The sequence below is a fragment of the Pseudomonas sp. CHM02 genome (assembly GCF_000612585.1).
GTDB lineage: Bacteria > Pseudomonadota > Gammaproteobacteria > Pseudomonadales > Pseudomonadaceae > Aquipseudomonas.
Window position 1 is genome coordinate 24,398 of the sequence record NZ_JFCA01000034.1, and the last position, 22,897, is coordinate 47,294.

Annotated in this window: 21 protein-coding genes; 9 read left to right on the forward strand and 12 right to left on the reverse strand. The window is 60.9% G+C overall.

All coding sequences use genetic code 11. The features are described from left to right. Window positions 1-29 precede the first annotated feature (29 nt). Window positions 30-2,135 (reverse strand): bifunctional diguanylate cyclase/phosphodiesterase, encoded by a 2,106-nt coding sequence (locus tag BM70_RS0120120; RefSeq protein WP_025857652.1) that lies wholly within the window; start codon window positions 2,133-2,135, stop codon window positions 30-32. Window positions 2,136-2,446: 311 nt separating this feature from the next. Between BM70_RS0120120 and BM70_RS0120125 the strand changes: the two genes are divergently transcribed. Beyond that, the gene (locus BM70_RS0120125; RefSeq protein WP_025857653.1) at window positions 2,447-3,112 is read left to right on the forward strand and encodes a polysaccharide lyase family 7 protein; all 666 of its coding nucleotides are present in this window, start codon (window positions 2,447-2,449) and stop codon (window positions 3,110-3,112) included. Window positions 3,113-3,574: 462 nt separating this feature from the next. Next, on the forward strand, window positions 3,575-3,868 hold the full coding sequence (locus tag BM70_RS0120130; RefSeq protein WP_025857654.1) for a hypothetical protein: 294 nt from the start codon (window positions 3,575-3,577) through the stop codon (window positions 3,866-3,868). A 61-nt stretch (window positions 3,869-3,929) separates the two neighbouring features. Here BM70_RS0120130 and fba read toward each other — a convergent pair whose 3' ends face one another. The 6 genes from fba to tkt form a co-directional block, all read right to left on the reverse strand. Further along, entirely contained in the window at window positions 3,930-4,994 is a 1,065-nt protein-coding gene (fba, locus tag BM70_RS0120135; protein WP_003177554.1) for a class II fructose-bisphosphate aldolase, read from the reverse strand. A gap of 264 nt (window positions 4,995-5,258) precedes the next feature. Next, on the reverse strand, window positions 5,259-5,594 hold the full coding sequence (locus tag BM70_RS0120140; RefSeq protein WP_025857655.1) for an MliC family protein: 336 nt from the start codon (window positions 5,592-5,594) through the stop codon (window positions 5,259-5,261). Between the two features lie 61 nt (window positions 5,595-5,655). After that, the gene (locus tag BM70_RS0120145) at window positions 5,656-5,883 is read right to left on the reverse strand and encodes a hypothetical protein (RefSeq protein WP_025857656.1); all 228 of its coding nucleotides are present in this window, start codon (window positions 5,881-5,883) and stop codon (window positions 5,656-5,658) included. Window positions 5,884-5,912: 29 nt separating this feature from the next. Further along, window positions 5,913-7,076, reverse strand: a complete 1,164-nt coding sequence (locus BM70_RS0120150; RefSeq protein ID WP_025857657.1) for a phosphoglycerate kinase — start codon at window positions 7,074-7,076, stop codon at window positions 5,913-5,915. A gap of 17 nt (window positions 7,077-7,093) precedes the next feature. Further along, window positions 7,094-8,152 (reverse strand): erythrose-4-phosphate dehydrogenase, encoded by a 1,059-nt coding sequence (gene epd / locus BM70_RS0120155; RefSeq protein WP_025857658.1) that lies wholly within the window; start codon window positions 8,150-8,152, stop codon window positions 7,094-7,096. 159 nt (window positions 8,153-8,311) lie between these two features. Continuing rightward, the gene (gene tkt, locus BM70_RS0120160) at window positions 8,312-10,309 is read right to left on the reverse strand and encodes a transketolase (RefSeq protein ID WP_025857659.1); all 1,998 of its coding nucleotides are present in this window, start codon (window positions 10,307-10,309) and stop codon (window positions 8,312-8,314) included. A gap of 261 nt (window positions 10,310-10,570) precedes the next feature. Here tkt and BM70_RS0120165 point away from each other — a divergent pair, with 261 nt between their 5' ends. From BM70_RS0120165 to BM70_RS0120185, 5 genes are all read left to right on the forward strand, one after another. Next, on the forward strand, window positions 10,571-11,566 hold the full coding sequence (locus tag BM70_RS0120165; RefSeq protein WP_025857660.1) for a metalloregulator ArsR/SmtB family transcription factor: 996 nt from the start codon (window positions 10,571-10,573) through the stop codon (window positions 11,564-11,566). A 19-nt stretch (window positions 11,567-11,585) separates the two neighbouring features. Further along, the gene (gene metK / locus BM70_RS0120170) at window positions 11,586-12,776 is read left to right on the forward strand and encodes a methionine adenosyltransferase (protein WP_025857661.1); all 1,191 of its coding nucleotides are present in this window, start codon (window positions 11,586-11,588) and stop codon (window positions 12,774-12,776) included. 221 nt (window positions 12,777-12,997) lie between these two features. After that, window positions 12,998-13,348 (forward strand): hypothetical protein, encoded by a 351-nt coding sequence (locus BM70_RS0120175; protein WP_025857662.1) that lies wholly within the window; start codon window positions 12,998-13,000, stop codon window positions 13,346-13,348. A gap of 95 nt (window positions 13,349-13,443) precedes the next feature. After that, on the forward strand, window positions 13,444-15,108 hold the full coding sequence (gene ligB / locus BM70_RS0120180) for an NAD-dependent DNA ligase LigB (RefSeq protein ID WP_025857664.1): 1,665 nt from the start codon (window positions 13,444-13,446) through the stop codon (window positions 15,106-15,108). A gap of 42 nt (window positions 15,109-15,150) precedes the next feature. After that, window positions 15,151-15,546 (forward strand): DUF1090 domain-containing protein, encoded by a 396-nt coding sequence (locus tag BM70_RS0120185; RefSeq protein WP_025857665.1) that lies wholly within the window; start codon window positions 15,151-15,153, stop codon window positions 15,544-15,546. 6 nt (window positions 15,547-15,552) lie between these two features. Here the strand turns inward: BM70_RS0120185 and BM70_RS0120190 are convergent, their stop codons facing one another. Continuing rightward, window positions 15,553-16,002, reverse strand: coding sequence for a cytochrome c (locus BM70_RS0120190; protein WP_025857666.1), 450 nt, complete (start codon window positions 16,000-16,002; stop codon window positions 15,553-15,555). 129 nt (window positions 16,003-16,131) lie between these two features. Between BM70_RS0120190 and BM70_RS0120195 the strand changes: the two genes are divergently transcribed. Beyond that, on the forward strand, window positions 16,132-17,316 hold the full coding sequence (locus BM70_RS0120195) for a murein transglycosylase A (RefSeq protein WP_025857667.1): 1,185 nt from the start codon (window positions 16,132-16,134) through the stop codon (window positions 17,314-17,316). Window positions 17,317-17,582: 266 nt separating this feature from the next. Here BM70_RS0120195 and BM70_RS0120200 read toward each other — a convergent pair whose 3' ends face one another. Beyond that, window positions 17,583-17,969, reverse strand: a complete 387-nt coding sequence (locus BM70_RS0120200) for an MAPEG family protein (RefSeq protein ID WP_025857668.1) — start codon at window positions 17,967-17,969, stop codon at window positions 17,583-17,585. Between the two features lie 204 nt (window positions 17,970-18,173). On the opposite strand from BM70_RS0120200, the gene BM70_RS0120205 reads away from it, so the two are divergent. Next, window positions 18,174-19,433: a sodium:proton antiporter gene (locus tag BM70_RS0120205; RefSeq protein WP_025857669.1), complete on the forward strand. Its 1,260-nt coding sequence runs from the start codon at window positions 18,174-18,176 to the stop codon at window positions 19,431-19,433. Here the strand turns inward: BM70_RS0120205 and BM70_RS0120210 are convergent. The 3 genes from BM70_RS0120210 to BM70_RS0120220 form a co-directional block, all read right to left on the reverse strand. After that, window positions 19,427-20,314, reverse strand: coding sequence for a formate/nitrite transporter family protein (locus tag BM70_RS0120210; RefSeq protein ID WP_025857671.1), 888 nt, complete (start codon window positions 20,312-20,314; stop codon window positions 19,427-19,429). The genes BM70_RS0120205 and BM70_RS0120210 overlap by 7 nt on opposite strands. Before the next feature lie 71 nt (window positions 20,315-20,385). Then, entirely contained in the window at window positions 20,386-22,317 is a 1,932-nt protein-coding gene (locus BM70_RS0120215; RefSeq protein ID WP_025857672.1) for a patatin-like phospholipase family protein, read from the reverse strand. 98 nt (window positions 22,318-22,415) lie between these two features. After that, window positions 22,416-22,820, reverse strand: coding sequence for an acyl-CoA thioesterase (locus BM70_RS0120220; protein WP_025857673.1), 405 nt, complete (start codon window positions 22,818-22,820; stop codon window positions 22,416-22,418). Between the last annotated feature and the right edge of the window lie 77 nt (window positions 22,821-22,897).

A 22,897-nucleotide genomic window follows, 5' to 3' on the forward strand; every position in this document is an offset into this window, starting at 1 on the left:
GGGCTCGGATGGCCGCCAGTGTAGCGAATTCAGCGCACGCGGGCGCGGCACCAATGCGCCACTTCCTCCGCCACCAACGGCTGTGCCGCCAATGGGCCTTGAATAAACGGGCAACCATTGGCCTTGAGCCATTGGGCTTGTTCTTCGCTTTCCACACCCTCGGCGACCACGGCCACCTCAAAATGCCCGCACAACTCGATAATGCTGCGCGCCATCACCGCATCCCGCGCGGAACCCGGCAGGCGCGCCACCAATTGCGGGTCGAGCTTGAGGGTGTCAAACGCCAGATCGCGCAGATGCGCCAGGGAACAATTGCCCAGGCCGAAGTCATCCAAGGCGGTTCGCACGCCAATCTGGCGCAATAACTTGAGCTGCTTGGTCGACTCTTCCAGGTTGTTCATCAGGCTGTCTTCGCTGATCTCCACCTCCAACTGGTGCCCCTGCAAGCCATGTCGCTCGAGCACCTGCTGCAGTTGGATCGCCAGGTTAGGCATATTGAACTGGTTGCTGCTCAGGCTCACGCTCAGCACCAGATCATCATCGAAGGTGGCCTGCCACGCCTGGCGCTGCGCGGCGACCTGTTGATAGATCCATGTACTCAGTTGGCTGATCAACCGCGCCTCTTCCAGCAACGGCAAGAACAGCCCCGGCGGCACATCGCCGACACTCGGGTGCTGCCAGCGCAACAGCGCTTCGACGCCGCGCACACGGCCGTCCTCCAGGGAGATCTGGGGTTGGTAGACGAGGGTGAAATCCTTGTTTTGAATTGCCGTGCGCACGCTGTCTTCGAGCATCAGTCGCGAGCGAGCGCGGCCGTTCATTTCCTGGTCGTAATAGCGATATTGCTGACGACCCGCACGCTTGGCTTCGTACATGGCAATGTCAGCCGCACGCAGCAGGCCATTCAAGTCCGAGCCGCAATCGGGGAACGTGGCGATGCCAATGCTGACGCCGAGTACCACATCCAGGCCATCCACCTGCTGGCAGATCGACACGCGTTCGATCAGTTTTTCCGCAATCTTCGCCGCCTGCTCGGGGAACTCCAGCTCCAGCAGCGCGGTGAATTCGTCCCCGCCCATGCGCCCGAGAATGTCGCAAGAGCGCAAGCACCCTTGCAATTGCTCCGAAACCCAGCGCAAGACCCGGTCACCGGCGTCATGGCCAAGGGAATCGTTGACCCGCTTGAAGCCGTCGAGATCCAGGTAGAGCAATACCAAAGACGGCTCCACCCGTTCGTTGCGCAGCAGGGTGTTCTCCACCGCCTGATAGAAACCGCGCCGGTTCAGCAAACCGGTCAATGGGTCCGTGACCGCCTGGAACTCCAGTTGCTGATGCAGGTGGCGCACCTCGGACATATCCAGCACCGTCACCACCATCGCTTTCTGCTCGGCAGGCAACGGCGCACAGGACAAGGCCACCGGTACCTGCTGGCCGCGGCCGGTGCGCAAGATCGCATCGTGCACGCGCCAAGTGTCGCTCTGGCGGTAAGCGGTGTACATCTGCGAATCGAGCCACGCGGGCACGTGGGGTTTCTGCAGGAAGCTCAAGAACTCTTGCCCCTGCAGCTCATCCATCGTGGCGTTGAGCAGGCGTGAAATCGCCGGGTTGGCGTACTCGATCACGCCCGCCTCGCTCACCACCAGAATGCCTTCGGCGGCGTTGTCCAATACCGAGGCATTGAAAGCACGCGCGGACTCCAGGTCATGGCTCAGGCGCTGCAAGGCCCGGCGATTGCGCTGGTGCTCCAGCAACGCCTGGACCTTGGGCTTGAGGATATGCGGGTCGAAGGGTTTGAACAGGTAATCGATGGCACCGCTGGCGTAGCCTTCCAGCACGGCGGCGGGTGATTGGGCATTGGCGCTGAGAAAGATGATCGGCGTCATCCGCGTGCGCTGGCTGCCGCGCATCAGGCGGGCGACTTCAAAGCCGTCCATGCCGGGCATCTTCACATCCAGCAACACCAGGTCGACTTCATGCTCCAGCAGCAATTCGAGGGCTTCCAGGCCGGAACCGGCAGTGATCACCTGCCAGTCTTCCCGCTGCAAAAGTGCGCGCATGCTGAGCAGGTTTTCCGGGTAGTCATCGACCACCAAAAGAACCGAATCGCCATCGCCGTGGTGTGGAGCGCAATCCATGCTACGTCTCTTCCTTAAGGAGCTGCTCCGGTCACTTTTGAGATAAACCCGGATAAACACTGAGGCCTCACTCTAGCCCCGGTTCCGAAAAATCAGAAGTAATGGCAGTGCCATCATTGCGCCAATTTTCAGCAAGCCGACTAACGGTAAGCGCCTGAAGCCCACGGATCATGGGAAACATGGCTTTTTGACATTCATTTGACGCCAATAAATTGCCATCAATCGTTTAACAAGACGGTTAACACCACCTATAAAGAACCTGTCTGGCCCAAGGGCCATAGCCTACACCCCTCTGTAAAAAGGCCTACGCCATGATCGACCTATCTACCTGGAACCTCAGCATCCCGGTCGGCTCTCCGCCCGCCACCATCGACACCCCGAAGCTGATGAATGGCTTCAAAGACCAGTATTTCCAGGCCGAAGGCAGCAATGTGCAATTCTGGACCCCCGTCACCGGCACCCGCACCGAAAATGCCGTGTACCCGCGCAGCGAACTGCGTGAAACCTACGCCGATGGGCGCCTGCGCAACTGGACCTACCCGGATGCGGACAACTTTCTACGCGCCACCCTGGCCGTGAATCAAGTGCCCTCCACCGGCAAGATCGTGATCGGGCAGATCCACGCCTACGACAGCCAGAAACCGCTGATCAAGCTGGAGTATCAATTCAAGGAAAAAACCCAGACCGGCAACATCGTCGCCAAGGTGCGCATGCGTCCGGACGAGGACGAAGGTCGGGTAATCATCGTCGCGTCGAACGTGCCGCTGGAGAAAACGTTTACCTACGTCATCAACCTCAACAAGGCCGGACTGCTCAGCGTCTATGCCGCGGATGGCGAGTGGAATGAACGCATTGGCGCGGCGTGGGGCAGCAAGCCGTTATATTTCAAGGCCGGGGCCTATGTGCAGGACAACAGTGGCAACAGCAAGGAAGGCGCACGGGTGACCTTTGCGAAGTTGGATATTGATCACGATTGAGCATCGCCTAGTATTGCGTAGGCCTTGTCCTAACAAGCCCATAGATCATTCGCACTCTTGAATACACCAACGATCCATGTGGGAGCCGGGCTTGCCCGCGATGGCGGTGTATCAGGCAACATTTTCGGTGGCTGGCCCACCGCCATCGCGGGCAAGCCCGGCTCCCACAGGGGTTCTGCGTCCTACAGGGCCGTTGCGGTGAATCAGGTCGGCGCTTATAGTTCGCCCCGTCGCTGGCATTGACTGGCGATAGGGTTTCGCAGCCCTACAGAGTTAAAGCCACAACCGTCAAAGCAGCCCCGGTATTCTTGCCGATGGCCGTCTTTGTTATGGCGGTTGTGCGTGGGAGACCTCAGGGTCTGCCGGGTCTTAACTCCTCGGTCTGCGAACCCGCGCACAACTGCCACCCCATTTGTTTCGCAGCAAACGGTGGCCATTCTTCTCTTGAGTTAAGGATTTGCCATGAAGAACGAACTACCTCCACGCCGCTTCTACCCTTGCACCGAAACCGCGACCGTCAACCCCGTCCTATTGATCGACAGCGCCGCCCCACTGCGCGACCTCCACGCCTGCCTGCGCGAACGCCTCAACGCCGCCCTCGAACATCTCAGCCTGATGGCCTGCTCCAGCCTGCCGGACTTCGCCGAGCGCGACCTGAACAACGTCGCCAACACGGCGCGCATTCTCGTGCAGGACGTGAGTGATGTGTTCCGCGTAATCGAACACCGTGGTTTCGATACACCCAACGCTGCCTGATCAAACCCGAGGCCAAAAAAAGCCCGCATCGCTGCGGGCTTCTTTTTTAAACGCCTGAGGCTCAGTTCACCTTAGCGTTCAGCTCACCTTTGAGGTAACGCTGGTACATCGCTTCCAACGAGATCGGCTTGATCTTCGAAGCATTGCCAGCAGTACCAAACGCTTCATAACGCGCAATACACACATCACGCATCGCGGTCACGGTGGCGCCGAAGAACTTACGCGGGTCGAACTCGCTCGGGTTGGTGGCCATCAGGCGACGCATTGCGCCGGTGGACGCCAGGCGCAGGTCGGTGTCGATGTTGACCTTGCGCACGCCGTACTTGATGCCTTCGACGATTTCTTCAACCGGTACGCCGTAGGTTTCTTTGATGTCGCCGCCGTACTGGTTGATGATCGCCAGCCACTCTTGCGGGACCGAGGAAGAACCGTGCATCACCAGGTGGGTGTTGGGGATGCGTTTGTGGATTTCCTTGATGCGGTCGATGGCCAGCACGTCGCCGGTAGGCGGTTTGGTGAACTTGTAGGCACCGTGGCTGGTGCCGATGGCGATGGCCAGGGCATCGACTTGGGTCTTCTTGACGAAGTCGGCGGCTTCTTCCGGGTCGGTCAGCATCTGGCTGTGATCCAGCACGCCTTCGGCGCCGATGCCGTCTTCTTCGCCAGCCATGCCGGTTTCCAGGGAACCCAGGCAGCCCAGTTCGCCTTCAACCGAGACGCCGCAGGCGTGAGCCATGGCCACGGTCTGCTGGGTCACACGGACGTTGTATTCGTAGTCGGTCGGGGTCTTGCCGTCTTCACCGAGGGAACCGTCCATCATCACCGAGCTGAAGCCCAGTTGGATGGAGCGCTGGCACACGTCAGGGCTAGTACCGTGGTCCTGGTGCATGCACACCGGGATGTGCGGGAATTCTTCGATCGCAGCGAGGATCAGGTGACGCAGGAACGGGGCACCGGCGTATTTGCGCGCACCGGCCGAAGCCTGGACGATCACGGGGGAGTCGGTCTTGTCAGCGGCTTCCATGATGGCGCGCATCTGCTCAAGGTTGTTGACGTTAAAGGCTGGGACGCCGTAGCCGAACTCGGCTGCGTGGTCCAGCATTTGACGCATGCTGATAAGTGCCATTGTGTTGTCTCTCCCGGTCGAGGGTCGTTAATCGTGCAAGCCTGCCGTAGCGGCGGCTGCTATTCAAGTTATTGCAGATCAAGGGGTTGAGCCTTGGCCTGCTGAATCGTTATTGCTAATAGGTTGACCCAAATTCCAATCTGGAACCGAACCATGTGGGAGCTGGCTTGCCTGCGATGGCGACTTACCTGCCAACATCTTCAGTGGCGGACCCACCGTAATCGCAGGCAAGCCAGCTCCCACATTTGATCTTCATTGATCCCACTACTGGGCTCTGCAACCACGGCCGATCAAATCATCGGTGGCGACCCAGTAAACCAGGCCTTCCTCACCTTTTGTGTGAAACGCCAGTTGGTCGTTGGCGTACAGCACGCCCGAAGCGGCGACGTCCTGTTTAAGGCGATAAACCTGGTCGGAACCGCCGAGGCGTACATCCACCTCGGATTTAGCCTGATTAGCAAAGCGCCAATTGACCTCGGCCTTGCTGTCGCAGGTCCAGGTGGTCCATTTGTCGGCCGTTTCGGCCTTGCTGTTGAACATGTCCATGCTGCTGCAGCCGGCCAACAGGGCCAGGGCTGCCAGGGCGAAAACGCCTTTCATTGCCAATCCTCACAGGACGACCGGGGGGCCGCCGCTGCTGTCGGTTAGTTGATCAGACCCGTCAAGGGCAACCCTGTTCCTGACCGTTGGGCGCGGAGTCGTATTTCTCCAGCCGTTCGTTGCCGATGCGCTTGTTGATCACCGGCATGGTCTCGGCTTGCCAGTCAGCCTGATAGCAGCTCTTTTTCGGCGACGGCCCCGACTTCTCGGGCTCCGGCGCCGCGTTTGGTGTGCTGCCGCAGCCGGCCAACAGGCCCGCCGCGATCACCAGTGCCAACGACTTGATCATGGGAATACTCCTTTTCCGGATCACGAGCCTTAGCCTTTGGCTCGTGTTTCCAGCACTTCAACCGCCGGCAGTACTTTGCCTTCGACGAATTCGAGGAATGCGCCGCCACCAGTGGAAATGTAGGAGATCTGGTCAGCAACGCCATATTTATCGATGGCCGCCAGGGTGTCGCCGCCGCCAGCGATGGAGAAGGCCGAGCTTTCGGCGATGGCCTTGGCCAGCACTTTGGTGCCGTTACCGAACTGGTCGAATTCGAACACACCCACTGGACCGTTCCACAGAATGGTCTGCGAGGCTTTCAGCAGTTCGGCGAAGTTGGCTGCGGTTTGCGGGCCGATATCCAGGATCATGTCGTCGGCGGCCACGTCAGCGATCAGCTTGACCGTGGCTTCGGCGCTTTCAGCGAATTCCTTGGCAACGACCACGTCCACCGGCAGCGGTACGCTGACCTTGGCGGCGATGGCGCGGGCGGTGTCGAGCAGGTCCGGCTCGTACAGGGACTTGCCCACCGGGTGGCCAGCAGCGGCCAGGAAGGTGTTGGCAATGCCGCCGCCGACGATCAGTTGGTTACAGATCTGGCTCAGGCTGTTGAGCACATCCAGTTTGGTGGACACCTTGGAGCCGGCCACGATGGCAGCCATTGGCTGAGCCGGAGCGCCCAGTGCCTTGCCCAGTGCGTCCAGTTCAGCAGCCAGCAGTGGGCCAGCGGCGGCAACCTTGGCGAACTTGGCCACGCCGTGGGTCGAACCTTCAGCACGGTGAGCGGTGCCAAATGCGTCCATCACGAATACGTCGCACAGCGCCGCATATTGCTGGGCCAGTTCGTCGCTGTTCTTTTTCTCGCCCTTGTTGAAGCGTACGTTTTCGAATAACACGATGTCGCCAGCTTTCACGTCCACACCACCCAGGTAGTCAGCCACCAGCGGCACGTCGCGACCCAGGGCCTTGCTCAGGTAGTCGGCTACAGGCTTGAGGCTATTTTCGGCAGAGAACTCACCTTCGGTCGGGCGACCCAGGTGGGAACAGACCATCACGGCCGCGCCTTTTTCCAGGGCCAGCTTGATGGTCGGCAGCGAGGCCAGGATTCGCGCATCGCTGGTGACAACACCGTCCTTGACTGGGACGTTGAGGTCTTCGCGGATCAGTACGCGCTTACCTTGCAGATCGAGGTCGGTCATCTTCAACACGGTCATGGGTCGCAGTTCCTGAATTACTGTTGATGAGGTTGTTTAGAGGCGATGTGCAGATAATGTTCCGCAACATCCAGCATTCGGTTGGCAAAACCCCATTCGTTGTCGAACCAGGCCAGGATGTTCACCAGCCTGGGGCCGGAAACGCGGGTCTGGCTGGCATCGACAATCGCCGAATGCGGGTCATGGTTGAAATCGCAGCTGGCGTGGGGCAACTCGGTGTAGGCCAGCAAGCCTTTGAGCGGGCCGCTGGTGGCGGCGTCGCGCAAAATACGGTTGACCTCTGTCGCATCGGTGTCGCTGACGGTCTGCATGGTGATGTCCAGGCAGGACACATTCACCGTCGGCACCCGTACGGCTTTGGCCTGGATTCGCCCGGCAAGTTCCGGCAAGAGTCGTTCGATACCGCGCGCCAGGCCCGTGGACACCGGGATCACTGACTGGAACGCCGAACGCGTGCGACGCAGGTCTTCGTGGTGGTAAGCGTCGATCACCGGCTGGTCGTTCATCGCCGAGTGGATCGTGGTGATCGACACGTAGTCCAGGCCGATCGCCTGATCCAGCAGGCGCAACAGCGGCACGCTGCAGTTGGTGGTGCAGGAAGCATTGGACACCAGCAGCTCATCGCCGGTCAGGCAATCCTGGTTGATGCCGTAGACGATGGTGGCGTCGACATCCGCCTCGCTGGCCATCGGCTGGGAAAACAGCACACGCGGTGCGCCGGCGTCGAGGAAACGCTGGCCATCGGCACGGGTGTGATAGACACCGGAACATTCCAGCACCAGGTCGACGCCCAGTGCTTTCCAGTCGATGCCTTCGGGGGTGGCACTGCGCAAGACCTGCACGCAGTTGCCATTGATATGCAGACAATCGCCCTCGACCCGCACTTCGCCGGGGAAGCGGCCGTGGGTGGAGTCAAAGCGTGTCAGGTATTCGATGCTCGCCATGTCGGCCAAGTCGTTGATCGCGACAATTTCGAACCCGGCCGCCGCCCCTCGCTCGAACAGAGCACGCAAGACGCAACGACCAATGCGGCCGTAGCCGTTGAGTGCAACTTTGTAGGGACGGGGTTGAGGCATGGGGTTCTCGCATTATGGGCGACACAAACCATTGTAGGAGCTGGCTTGCCAGCGATGAGGCCATCAGCTTCAACATAGATGTTGGCTGGACAGACGCCATCGCTGGCAAGCCAGCTCCTACAAGGGGTGCGGCGGCCAGTTGACCACCGCGTTCGCGCTTTAGTCTTCCAGCAACTCTTCAGCCTGACCCAGGATGTTTTCCAGGGTGAAGCCGAACTCTTCGAACAACGCTGGCGCCGGCGCCGACTCACCGTAGGTGGTCATGCCGATCACGCGGCCTTCCAGGCCCACGTACTTGTACCAGTAGTCGGCGTGAGCCGCTTCGATGGCGATACGCGCACTGACCTGCAATGGCAGCACCGATTGCTTGTAGCCGGCATCCTGGGCTTCGAACACGCTGGTGCACGGCATGGACACAACACGTACGTTGCGGCCTTGCGCGGTCAGCTTGTCATACGCCTGGACAGTCAGGCCCACTTCGGAACCGGTGGAGATCAGGATCAGCTCCGGCTCGCCGATGCAGTCCTTGAGTACGTAGCCGCCACGACTGATGTCGGCGATCTGCGCATCGGTACGCACTTGGTGCTGCAGGTTCTGACGCGAGAAGATCAGCGCCGAAGGGCCATCCTTGCGCTCGATGGCGTGCTTCCAGGCCACGGCGGATTCCACCGCGTCGGCTGGGCGCCAGCAATCCAGGTTTGGCGTGGTACGCAGGCTGGTCAGTTGCTCGACCGGCTGGTGCGTCGGGCCGTCTTCGCCCAGGCCGATGGAGTCGTGGGTGTAGACATGGATCACGCGCTTCTTCATCAGCGCAGCCATGCGTACGGCGTTGCGGGCGTATTCCATGAACATCAGGAAGGTCGCGCCGTAAGGCACCAGGCCGCCGTGCAGGGACACGCCGTTCATGATGGCGCTCATGCCGAACTCACGTACGCCGTAGTACATGTAGTTGCCGCTGGCGTCTTCAGCCGAAACACCTTTGCAGCCTTTCCACAGGGTCAGGTTGGAACCGGCCAGGTCAGCCGAACCGCCGAGGATCTCAGGCAGCAGCGGGCCGAAGGCGTTCAGGGTGTTCTGGCTGGCTTTACGGCTGGCGATGGTCTCGCCCTTGGCTGCGACTTCGGCGATGTAGGCCGAGGCTTTTTCCGAGAAGTCGGCAGGCAGGTCACCGGCCAGGCGGCGTACCAGCTCATTGGCCAGTTCCGGGAATTCGGCGGAGTAGGCAGCGAAACGCTGGTCCCACTCGGCCTCGGTGGCCAGGCCTTTTTCCTTGGCATCCCATTCGGCGTAGATGTCGGCCGGGATTTCGAACGGGCCGTGGGTCCACTTCAGGGCTTCACGGGTCAGGGCGATTTCCGCGTCACCCAGTGGGGCGCCGTGGCAGTCTTCCTTGCCCTGCTTGTTCGGCGAACCGAAACCGATGGTGGTCTTGCAGCAGATCAGCGTCGGCTGCGCGCTCTTGCGAGCGGTGTCGATGGCGGTCTTGATCTCTTCCGGATCGTGGCCGTCGACGTTGCGGATCACCTGCCAGTTGTAGGCTTCGAAACGCTTAGGGGTGTCATCGGTGAACCAGCCTTCGACTTCGCCGTCGATGGAGATGCCGTTGTCATCGTAGAAGGCGATCAGCTTGCCCAGGCCCAGGGTGCCGGCCAGGGAAGCGACTTCGTGGGAAATGCCTTCCATCATGCAGCCATCACCCAGGAACACGTAGGTGTGGTGGTCAACGATGTCGTGGCCAGGACGGTTGAACTGCGCGCCCAGGACTTTTTCAGCCAGTGCGAAGCCAACGGCGTTGGCCAGGCCTTGGCCCAGGGGACCAGTGGTGGTCTCGACGCCTGGGGTGTAACCGAATTCCGGGTGGCCCGGAGTGCGGCTGTGCAACTGGCGGAAGCTCTTGAGGTCGTCGATGGTGACATCGTAGCCGGTCAGGTGCAGCAGCGAGTAGATCAGCATCGAGCCGTGGCCGTTGGACAGCACGAAGCGGTCTCGGTCGGCGAACGACGGGTTGCTCGGGTTGTGTTTCAGGTAGTCACGCCAAAGTACCTCGGCGATATCCGCCATGCCCATCGGGGCACCGGGATGGCCGCTGTTGGCTTTTTGCACGGCATCCATGCTGAGGGCACGAATGGCGTTGGCACGCTCACGACGGCTGGGCATCGCTGATCTCCTGAGGTTTGAATATAAAAGAAACGGAAAAAAGGACCGGCATTTTCCCTCAGCCACCGCCTGCGGGCAATGACAGATAGTCACTTGAGGGTGTTTTTCCTGCGCTTTGGGCGGCAATCGCTTGCAGAAACCTTGAACCGGTTCGTCTAAAGGTTATAGCGGCTGCTTATAACTGCCACTTATCGATCAATATCAAAACTTTTTGATATTGGCCTTGCGGGTATTTCCCCCCATCACTAGACTGCTGGCCTTATGAACCTACCCGTGCCCTCACTGCGCCCCGACGACGGCGATGAACTGGCAGCCTTGTGCAAGGCCGCTGGCGACCCGTTGCGTCTGAACGTATTGCGCGCACTGGCCAACGACTCCTTCGGCGTACTGGAACTGGCGCAGATTTTCGCCATCGGCCAGTCCGGCATGAGCCACCACTTGAAGGTCCTGGCCCAGGCCGACCTGGTGGCCACCCGCCGTGAAGGCAACGCGATTTTCTACCGTCGCGCCCTGCCCCACACCGAACTGCTCGGCGGCAAGCTGCACGCCGCCCTGCTCGAAGAAGTGGACAACCTGAGCCTGCCAGGCGACGTACAGTCGCGCATCGGCCAGGTGCATGGGCAACGCGCCGCCGCGAGCCAGGACTTCTTCGCACGGGTTGCGGAGAAGTTTCGTGCGCAGCAGGACCTGATCGCCGGCTTGCCCCAGTACCGCGACAGCGTACTGGCATTGCTGGACAAGCTGAGCTTCAGTGATGAGGCCACGGTGCTGGAAGTCGGCCCGGGCGATGGCGGTTTCTTGCCGGAGCTGGCGCGGCGTTTCCAGCAGGTAACCGCGCTGGACAACAGCCCGGCGATGCTCGAACTGGCACGCCAGCTGTGCGAACGCGAAACGCTGGGCAATGTCAGCCTGCAGTTGGCGGACGCATTGAATAGCACGACGATCAAGGCCGACTGCGTGGTGTTGAATATGGTGCTGCACCATTTCGCCGCCCCCGCCGACGCCCTCAAGCAAATGGCCGGGCTGCTGCACCCCGGCGGTAGCCTGCTGGTTACAGATTTATGCAGCCACAACCAGAATTGGGCCAGGGAGGCCTGCGGTGATCTCTGGCTGGGTTTTGAACAGGACGATCTGGCCCGTTGGGCCACCGCTGCGGGACTCGTTCCCGGGGAAAGCCTCTATGTAGGTTTACGTAATGGTTTCCAGATCCAGGTCCGCCATTTTCAGCGACCGGCTGGCGACACTCACCATCGGTAAATATCAGGAAAACATCGAGATGAGCGAATACTCCCTTTTCACCTCCGAGTCCGTGTCTGAAGGGCATCCGGACAAAATCGCCGACCAGATTTCTGATGCGGTGCTGGACGCCATCATTGCTGAAGACAAGTTCGCCCGTGTGGCGTGCGAGACTCTGGTGAAAACCGGTGTAGCGATCATCGCTGGCGAAGTGACCACCACGGCCTGGGTCGACCTGGAGCAGATCGTTCGTGACGTGATCACCGACATTGGCTACACCAGTTCCGACGTCGGCTTCGATGGCGCGACCTGCGGCGTGATGAACATCATCGGCAAGCAGTCCCCGGACATCAACCAAGGTGTCGACCGCGCCAAGCCTGAAGATCAAGGTGCCGGCGACCAGGGCCTGATGTTCGGCTACGCCAGCAACGAAACCGACGTACTGATGCCAGCACCGATCACCTTCTCGCACCAACTGGTGCAGCGCCAGGCCGAAGCCCGCAAATCCGGGCAACTGCCTTGGTTGCGCCCCGACGCCAAGTCCCAGGTGACCTGCCGCTACGAAGGCGGCAAAGTCGTCGGTATCGACGCTGTCGTACTGTCGACCCAGCACAACCCGGACGTGTCCTACGCCGACCTGCGCGAAGGCGTGATGGAGCTGATCGTCAAGCACGTGCTGCCGGCCGAGCTGCTGAGCAAGGACACCCAGTTCCACATCAACCCGACTGGCCAGTTCATCATCGGTGGCCCGGTAGGTGACTGCGGCCTGACCGGCCGCAAGATCATCGTCGACAGCTACGGCGGCATGGCCCGTCACGGCGGTGGCGCGTTCTCGGGCAAGGACCCTTCCAAGGTTGACCGTTCGGCAGCCTACGCCGGGCGTTACGTGGCCAAGAACATCGTCGCGGCCGGCCTGGCCGAACGTTGCGAGATCCAGGTGTCCTACGCCATCGGTGTGGCCCAGCCTACGTCGATCTCGCTGAATACCTTCGGCACCGGCAAGATCAGCGATGACAAGATCGTGAAGCTCGTGCGTGAGATCTTCGACCTGCGCCCTTACGCGATCACCACCATGCTCGACCTGCTGCACCCGATGTACCAGGAAACCGCAGCCTACGGCCACTTCGGTCGTACCCCTGCGCAGAAGACTGTCGGCGACGACACCTTCACCACCTTCACCTGGGAAAAAACCGACCGCGCCAACGACCTGCGCACTGCCGCCGGCCTGTAATCGCGCTTGGTACTCAAAAGCCCCGCCGGGTTCGCCCGGCGGGGCTTTTTTATTGCGCGCGAATGGCGCGACGAGCTTCACGCTTTTTGGATCCAAAGCTTGCAGGCGCAATGATGGCCCTCTAGAATCCGCGCCCTCTCGGGCCCTTCACCTAATTTGGATATTGCCCTGCGCCAGCCCGGGATTCACATGCGCGCAGGCAATCGAACATTGAGGTTTTCATGCGCATTTCCACGCTCGCCCCTGCCGCCCTTCTGCTCAGCCTGTTCGCCCTGCCGGCCCACTCTGCCGACTTGAGCGCACTGAGTGGCGCCCTGAGCGCCCAACTGGGTGGCGGCAATTCCGGCGACTGCCAGAAACAAGCCAACGATCTGCAAGCCAAGATCGATGCTGCCGAAGCCCAGAAGGACACCTTGAAAGTGAAGGCCTTCAAAGCAGCGCAGGACCAGATCAACAAAGGTTGCAACAAACTCTCCGAGGCCCAGGCCAAAGCCGACGCCAAGCAGCAAACCCAAGAGGCCAAGGCCGATAAGCCTGACGCAGTCAAAGCCCTGGGCGGCCTGTTCAAGTAAATAGAAACACCCAGTAAAAAGCCCCGCCCTGCCGGGGCTTTTTTGTGGCCGCGTGGATCATTTAGGCTGGGCGCCCTTTCCGAGCAAGGATGCTCATGATGCGTTTACTGCTTGCCCTTCTACTCATCGTCTTACCCTCCTGGATACGGGCCGAAGGCTGCCCGGATGAAGCCCGTTCACAGGTCGGCACTCTCGCCGAACAGATTCGCCAGTGGGATGACCGTTACCACCGCCTCGGCCAATCTCCCGTCAGCGATGAACTCTATGACCAGGCGCGCCAGCGCTTGACCCATTGGCGCCAGTGCTTCCCCGAACCCGCTGCAGCGCCCGGCAATCCACTGGCAAGTTCGCGCGGAACCCTGCTTCATCCCGTCGCCCACACTGGCCTGGAAAAACTGCTGGATGAGCAGGCCGTCGGCGCCTGGATGGGCACACGCCAGGATGTCTGGATTCAACCCAAGGTGGATGGTGTTGCGGTGACCCTGGTGTATCGCCAGGGGCACCTGAGCCAGGTCATCAGCCGAGGTGATGGAGCCGCGGGACACGACTGGTCGGCTTCTGCGCGCAAGATTCCCGGTATTGTCCAGCAACTGCCCGACCCCATCGACCTGGTGCTGCAAGGCGAACTCTACTGGCGCCTCGATGACCACGTGCAGTCCGCAAGCGGAGGGCTCAATGCTCGCAGCAAGGTGGCCGGGCTGATGAACCGCAAGCAATTGAGCGACACCGACGCCGCCGGCATTGGCCTGTTCGTCTGGGCCTGGCCGGAAGGGCCGGCAGGGTTTACCGAACGCCTGGCCGCACTGGCGCGCTGGGGCTTCACCGATAGCCGACGCTACAGCCAGCCCATCCAAAACATCAGCGAGGCCGCACATTGGCGCACCTATTGGTACAACCATCCACTGCCGTTCGCCAGCGATGGCGTGGTGTTGCATCAGGCGCAGCGCGCGCCCGCCGAGCGGTGGCAGGTCAGCGCACCCTATTGGGCCGTTGCCTGGAAGTACCCGGCCGCCAAGGCCTTGGCGCTGGTGCGCAACGTGCAATTCAAGATCGGCCGCACCGGGCGCATCACGCCCATGCTGGAGCTGGAACCGGTGCGGTTGGATGACCGCCTGATCAGCCGCGTGAGCGCCGGTTCATTGAAGCGTTGGCAAACGCTGGATATCCGCCCTGGCGACCAGGTGTCCATCAGCCTGGCGGGCCAGGTGATCCCCCGGTTGGACGAGGTCATCCTGCGCAGCACCAGCAGGGCGGACCTGCCAGTGCCCAACCCTGGAAAATTCCACGCCTTGAGCTGCTGGCAGCTGGACCCCGGTTGCGAGGAGCAGTTGCTGGCACGCCTTACCTGGCTGAGCGGCAACCAGGGCCTCGCCTTGCCACACATGGGCCGCGAGACGTGGAACGTATTGATCCAGGCCGGTCTAATCGCAGGCTTTCTCGATTGGTTGACCCTGGATGCGGCAGAGCTTGCTAACATTGATGGCTTCGGTGAACGCAGCCGTGCGCGCGTGTTGGAAAGTCTTCACAGCGCGCGACAACGGCCCTTTGCACAATGGCTCAAAGCCTTAGGTGTACCGCCTGCGGCACGTAACAACCTGGAAGGCGACTGGCAGACGCTGGTCGCCAGAGACACCCAGGCCTGGCTGGCCATCGATGGCATCGGCCCGGGCCGCGCAGCGCAACTGAGCGCTTTTTTTCGCGACCCGCACGTACAGGCCCTGGCTGAAACATTACGCGTGGCGGGGATAGACGGGTTTTGAGCCCGATATCCGCGCCATCAGATTGCGATTTTGGAGCCCCACATGAAATTTCTAGCCCCCTTTGCCTTGCTGACCGTCGCAAGCTTCATGACCACGCCGCTACTGGCCGCCGAAGAAGCGCCTCAGCTCACCGGCTGCGCCGCCAAGCGCCAAGCCATCAGCACCCAGATCGAACAGGCCAAGGCCCATGGCAACAGTGCACAACAAGCCGGCCTGGAAAAAGCCCTGAGCGAAGTCACCGCCAATTGCACCGACGCCTCCCTGAAGAAAGAGCGGGAAAACAAGGTGCTCGACGCCAAGCATGAAGTCAGCCGCCGTCAGGCCGACCTCGACAAGGCCATGAAAAAAGGCGACGCGGACAAGATCAACAAGCGCAAGGACAAGCTCGCCGAGTCCCGCAAGGAACTGCAGGATGCCGTGGAAGAACTCGACCAGTAAAACCGGTCAGTGGTCCCGGAACTGTTTATGGCAGGCGCTGCAGGCATCTTCGACTTTCTGCACCGCAGGCCCCAGGTTGCTCGCCTTGTAAGGCTGCACCTGGCTGGCGGTCACCAATTCACCGGTGGCCGCTTCAAGGTTGCGGGCCAACTGCTGGAATTGCGCCTGCTTCTGCCAGACATCGTCCTTGGCGCTGGTGTGATCCTCTTCACGCACGCTCGGGAAATGTTTCCACGGTTCATGGGACAACGCATCCAGCTTGACTGCGCCTTCGGCGAATTTTGCGCCGTCGAACGCAATGCGCCCACGCAGCATGCCGCCCAGGTCTTCGCCGGTCTTGAGCATCTGTTTGAAGATTGCCTTGCGCTGGCCCAGTGGCGAATTCGGATCAACGCCGCCACAGGCGGACAGGGTCAGGCAGGCCAGCAGTACAACGGTCAGTCGTTTGAAAGTCATGGTGGCTTCGAGGTCACGGGAAACGGCGGCCAGTATCCCCGCCCCGCCCGCAAAGACCAATAGCCCTATTATTAATAAGGGTTGCCCAACAGCGCTGCGACGCGGGCAATCGCTTCAGGAAGTGTGTGTATGAATGTCAGCTTGAACCCCTGGAGCCGCCGCCTGGCGTGGGCTCTGCCGATGATCGCGCTGCTGGCCGGCTGCGACGCGGGCAAGGAAACAGCCAAAGATGAAACTTCCAAACCCCACGCCGTCGCCACCTATGTGAGTGCGCCATGGGAAGCCTTGCCGGCGGTGTCCGACAGCGACCTGCTGGCGGGTTTTGAGTCCTGGCGCAGCGCCTGCCAGCGCCTCAAGGCCGACCCGGTGTGGGGCGCGACCTGTGCGGCAGCCGCCACGGTGCCGAGCAATGCCGGGGCGGTGCGTGGGTTTCTCAAAGAACGCCTGGACGTGTTCGGCCTGCGTTCGGCTGACAACACCCCGAACGGCTTGATCACCGGCTACTACGAACCGGTCTACCCCGGCAGCCTGACCAAGACCGCCACCGCCAATGTGCCGGTGTATGGCGTGCCGGATGACCTGATCATCGTCAACCTGGAAAGCATCTACCCCGAGCTCAAGGGCAAACGCCTGCGTGGTCGCCTGGAAGGTCGCGTGCTCAAGCCCTACGACGATGCCAGCGCCATCAACGGCCAGGGCTCCACGGCCAAACCGATTGCCTGGCTGACCAACCCGATGGACCTGCAATTCCTGCAGATCCAGGGCTCGGGCCGCATTCAACTGGCCGGTGGGCGTCAACTGCGCGTCGGTTATGGCGACCAGAACGGCTACCCCTATCGCCCGATCGGGCGCTGGCTGGTTGAGCAAGGCGAGTTGAAGAAAGAAGACGTGACCATGGGCGCCATCAGCGCCTGGGCCAAGGCGCATCCGCAGCGTATTCCGGAACTGCTGGCGAGCAACCCCAGCTATGTGTTCTTCAGCGCTCGGCCTGACAGCAACGAAGGTCCGCGCGGCTCATTGAACGTACCGCTGACCGCAGGCTACAGCGTCGCGGTGGATCGCAAGGTGATTCCGTTGGGCAGTCTGTTATGGCTCTCGACCACCAAGCCGGATGGTTCGCCAATCGCACGGCCCGTCGCGGCGCAGGACACCGGTGGCGCGATCACGGGTGAAGTGCGTGCGGACCTGTTCTGGGGCACTGGTGAGGCAGCGGGAGAATTGGCGGGCAACATGAAACAGCAGGGGCAGATATGGATGTTGTGGCCCAAGGGCGCAGCATTGCCGCAGGTGCCGGAGGCACCAGCCGGGACCTGAACACGGTCTGCCCAACTTGGTTCAGCGGGGTGAGCAGGCTAGCTAGTGGGCAGGCTCGTTGTGGCGAGCGGGGCTGTTGTGGTGAGCGGGCTTGCCCCACGTTGGGCTGCGCAGCAGCCCTCATCAGCCTCACCACATTTCTTCAGGCACACCGAGGTGTAGGGTTCTGGGGCGGCTTCGCCACCCAACGCGGGGCAAGCCCGCTCACCACAACAGCCCCGCTCACCACAACAAGCCCGCTCCCACAGGGGATCTTCATCAACCCGTCAGATCGAGACGAAGAAGAAACTCGCAATCAACGCCATCCCTACGAACCACACCAGCGAACGCAGCATCGCCCAATCCGCCAGGTAGCAGATGATGTACAGCAGGCGGCTGGTGATAAACAGCACGGCCAGCACATTGATGGTCACCAATTCGGCCGTACCGGCCAGGTGCGCGATAATCACGGCCGCTGCAAATGCCGGCGTGACTTCAAAGCTGTTGAGTTGCGCGCTGTGGGCGCGCTTGGCGAACCCTTCAAGGGAGTCCAGGAAAGCGCGCGGGTCGTGGTTTTGCCGCGGGCCGAACTTGCCACCGCTGAACTTGGCCACACCCGTGCACAGGTAAGGCAGGAAAATTGCGATCAACACACACCAGAAGGCCACCGTCATCACTGATTCCTTTTTTAGTTTACTTTTTAGTTTGCAACGGAAATTAGAGTTTTAGCACTAAACATGAAAAGCCGCACTCACCGCTATGAGCCGCCAGACCTGCAAAGGTTCTATCGGTGATTTGCCCCCAGCCCTGCAACATCATGCCGCTGTTGCGGTCCATGCCTCATTGACGCTCTTCCACCCAACTTCCAAGGACCCCGGATGCTTGAACTTGTCGCCGCTTTCATTTGCCTCACCACCCTGCTCACCTACGTGAACTTCCGCTTTATCGGCCTGCCGCCCACCATCGGTGTGATGGTCACGGCCCTGATGTTTTCCTTGATCCTGCAAGGCTTGAGCGTTCTCGGCTACCCGGGCCTGGAGGAACGCATCCAGCAACTGATCGGCCAGATCGACTTCGGCGATTTGCTGATGAACTGGATGCTCTCGTTCCTGCTGTTCGCCGGCGCCTTGCACGTGAACCTCAACGACCTGCGCAGCTACCGCTGGCCCATCGGCCTGCTGGCGACCTTCGGCGTATTGATCGCGACCGTGGTGATCGGCAGCCTGGCGTACTACATCTTTGCCCTGTTTGGCTGGCACGTGAGCTTCCTCTACTGCCTGCTGTTCGGCGCGCTGATTTCCCCCACCGATCCGATTGCGGTGCTGGGCGTGCTGCGTACCGCCAACGCCTCCAAGCCATTGAAGACCACTATCGTCGGCGAGTCGCTGTTCAATGACGGCACGGCCGTGGTGGTGTTTACCGTATTGCTGGGTATCGCACAGCTGGGCGAGACGCCGACCGTGGGCGCTACCGCCATGCTGTTTGCCCATGAGGCGATCGGCGGCGTGGTGTTCGGCGGCCTGATCGGCTACCTGGTGTACCTGATGATCAAGAGCATCGAGCAGCACCAGATCGAAGTGATGCTGACCCTCGCCCTGGTGATCGGCGGCTCGGCGATGGCCACCGAGCTGCACGTCTCGGCACCGATTGCGATGGTGGTCGCCGGCCTGATCATCGGCAACCTGGGGCGCAAGCTGGCGATGAACGACATGACCCGTCGCTATCTGGACGGCTTCTGGGAATTGCTCGACGACATGCTCAACGCCCTGCTGTTTGCGCTGATCGGCATGGAGCTGCTGCTGTTGCCGTTCAACTGGCTGCACGTGTTCGCCGCCAGCCTGCTGGCCGTGGCGATCCTGCTGTCGCGCCTGCTGACGGTAGCCCCGGCCATTCTGTTGTTGCGGCGTTGGCGCAGCGTGCCACGCGGCACCATCCGCATCCTCACCTGGGGTGGCTTGCGTGGTGGGGTTTCCGTGGCACTGGCATTGGCCCTGCCGCTGGGCCCGGAGCGCGACCTGCTGCTGAGCATCACCTACATCGTGGTGTTGTCGTCGATCCTGTTGCAGGGGTTGAGCATCGGCAAGCTGGTCAAACGCGTGACTCGGGACGAGCCCCAGGCCGCGCCTGACGCTCACTGATCCTTGTCGATCTGCTGCGGATGCCTCGGGTCCGCAGCTTTCTTGCCCGGCAGGCTGCCTTCGCTGCGAATCTGCGCGTGGCTGATCAGCGCGAAGATAAAGCTGCCGCCAATGATGTTGCCCGCCAGCGTCGGCCCGGCGAACACCAGCCAGAAATCCTTCCACGGCAACTCGCCGGCAAACACCAGGTACGACACCTCGGCCGAGCCGACGACGATATGGGTGAAATCGCCCAGGGCCATCAGGTAGGTGATCAGGATAATGATCCACATCTTGGCGCTTTCCATGGAGGGAATCATCCACACCATGGTGGCGATCATCCAGCCGGAGACAATGCCCTTGGCGAACATCTGGCCGGTGTCGTTCTCCATGATCTTGCGGCCGATTTCGAGGAAGGCCAGGTCGGTCTTGGTATCGAAGATCGGCAAGTGCAACATCACGTATGCCACCAGCAAGGTGCCGCACAGGTTGCCCACCAGCACCACTGTCCATAGACGCAACAGTCGCCCGGCATTGCCCAGGGTCGGTTTGCTCATCACCGGCAGCACGGCAGTCAGGGTGTTTTCGGTGAACAGTTGCTGGCGCGCAAGGATCACCGCCAGGAAGCCCGCGCAATAACCGAAGCTGGCGATCACCTTGAAGGCTTCGCCATTCGGCAGACGGGAGTTGAGCAACCCCATCGCCATCAGCGACAGCCCCATGGTCAGCCCGGCGGCCAGCGCCGACCACCACAAGGCGGCGACACTGCGCTCCAGCTCCTGATCGCCCTGGGTGCGGATGATTTCATGCAGCACGGCTGCGCGCGGCGGCTGGCTCTTGTCGACGTCCTGCTGCTCTTCCTGGGATAGATTGGGGGTTTTGCCTGCTTCGTCGGTGGCCATGATCATCCAGAGTCCAAGGGGTGCCTGTAGCTACGACACGCCGCCACAGTGGCTGTTCAGTGGCCAGCCAACTAAACCTGCAGCTTCCAGGCCCTGGCCATCTCTACCGTGGTGGACCTGGATGGCGTGTCCCAGGGTTTGTTACGCGCCTTGTAGTGGTCGCTGAGGGTGTCGAGTACCCGGTTGAACTCGTCAGGCGTGTTCGCCCAGGCCAGGTCCTGCGCTGCACGGTGCAACAGTTCAACGTTGGACTCGGGTTGGCCTGGCCGAAACAACGAGGGGTAGATCACCTCGCGTGTGAAGTTTTCAGCTTTCATCGCGATATCACGTGCCTTCATCTCGACGACCGCGCCACCGATGACATTGGACCTCGGCAATGCATCGCCTGCGACCTGTCCGGCCGCCACTTGCAGCAACTGCTGGAAATTGCGCTGGCTTGCGACATTGAGACGCCGGCCCAACCAATCAATTTGCTCAGGCCGCCGGGCAAGGGCATCCAGGTTACGCAGCGCCGATAAAATCTTCGGCGTGAACACCAGCGGGCCCTGTGACTGGTTCGCCTCGGCAATCGCACTGTCCAGGGCCTGCAACCCCTGTGGCGCGTATTTTCTAAACATCAGCACCTGGGCGGCGGCCGGGTCCTGTTGCAGCGCGGGTTGCACACTGGCGAGCATTTCATCATCCATGGCCAGCACCGCATCATCCAGGGACTGGAACGTGTGATGCTCAAGTGCCTGGGTGCGTCGTTCCAGATGCGCCTCCACCACCTGCCGTGCTTTTGCCTGCAGGTGCTGCTTCTGCTCATCCCGCATAGTGAAGTTGACCGTGCCGGTGAGCAGGCCCCGAAAGTCACCTTTTTCGGTCTTCAGGGGCAGGGTCACCCGCTGGTCGGCGAACGCTTCAAGGCGCTTGTCTTGAAAGGCCCCAGCGGCTGAATGCGGTACACCCGTGATGCAGTCGACCACACCACCGAAAAAACGCCCACTGCGAGCTGGCGCATCAGTGGAGCCGGGTTCGAACGTGACAATCAACGATTCAGACTTGTTCAGGGGGCTATCGGGAAATGCCCTCTGCACCACACCCGGCGCCGGGGTGTTGAGCAACAAGCCACCGTCCTTGAAGACGGTGGCTTCAGCTGACGCCTGGAAGTCATGACCTCGCTCCAGCGAGCTTTTGAACACTACCGGCAACGCGCCCGAAATATGCGCCGCCCGTGCGATGTCCATTTCCGGGGTCAAACTGGCATTGAACACCACCAACTGCGGGCGCCCGTCAAACACGCCGGTCCCGGTGATACTGAGTTGCTTGATCGCGGGAATATGCCGGTGCAGCACCTCAAGATCGCCAAACGTCGGAGCGCCACCGGCACTCAGCCTGTCAGCAATGTTCATGACTTCGACCGGACGGGTTTCTCGAGGGGTTTGCGCAATATGAGCAAGAATCGACTGGCGCGACTCGTGGCGGATCATTTCTTCAAGGGGAACGGCTTCGGTTTGCAGGCGCGGCAGCAAGGTCATCAACGACTGAGCGATACTGCCGACGGGGCTGGGCAGGTGGCGTAAGCGTTTGCCAAGTGTCGTGCTGGCATCCTGCATCCAAGCCGTCACGGTGTCCTGGCTGTTCAACAGGCTTGGCAAGTCAATGCTGTCCGACAACTTGTCGAACGCTGCCGCCCCCATGCCACTGGCAAGCAGCGCCGCCGAAATCGCGCCGGCGGATGAGCCGCAAGCCAATTGGATACCCTGCAGTTTTCGGGCATCTTCAAGTGCCTGCACCACCCCTGAAAAGGCAATGCCCTTGGCCCCGCCTCCACTCAGCACCAGGCTCGTGACAGGCGGAGCCGATAAAATCACCTCCACCCGTCCCTGGCTATCGCGCAGAAGCGTCACATTGCGCTCGCCCACCCGCTCTACCAGAGGCGTCTGCACAGTGTGATGGGTCGGAGGTTGAGCCTTCTCACTCAATGGGGGCTGAATCTGGACGGTCGAGGTGAACACTTTCATACGCGGGCTCTCCACAGGGGTGTAGTCCTGAGTGATGAGCACGCCGGGCAAAGATCCATGCGGAATGATTTGGTAAAGCAAATCACACCGCAGGAATGTCATTCAGGAAGACTGTCTTCCTTGAACTGGTCCTTCACGTACTTGATCTCGGTGCGGCCATGTGGTGCTGGCAGGCCATCCTCACCGAGGTTGACGAAGACCATTTTCTCCACCGTGAGGATGCTTTTGCGGGTGATCTTGTTGCGCACTTCACAGGTCAGGGTGATGGAGGTGCGGCCGAACTCGGTGGCGGTGATGCCCAGCTCGATGATGTCACCCTGGCGCGACGCGCTGACGAAGTTGATTTCGGAGATGTACTTGGTCACTACGCGCTGGTTGCCCAATTGCACAATGGCGTAGATGGCCGCTTCTTCGTCGATCCAGCGCAGCAGGCTGCCACCGAACAGCGTGCCGTTGGGGTTGAGGTCTTCGGGTTTTACCCATTTGCGGGTGTGGAAGTTCATAGTCACTCCAAAGCGTCTTGCCGAATGATGGGCAACATCATGGCAGAGCCCGGCCCCAAGCTCTATGTGCCATTGCC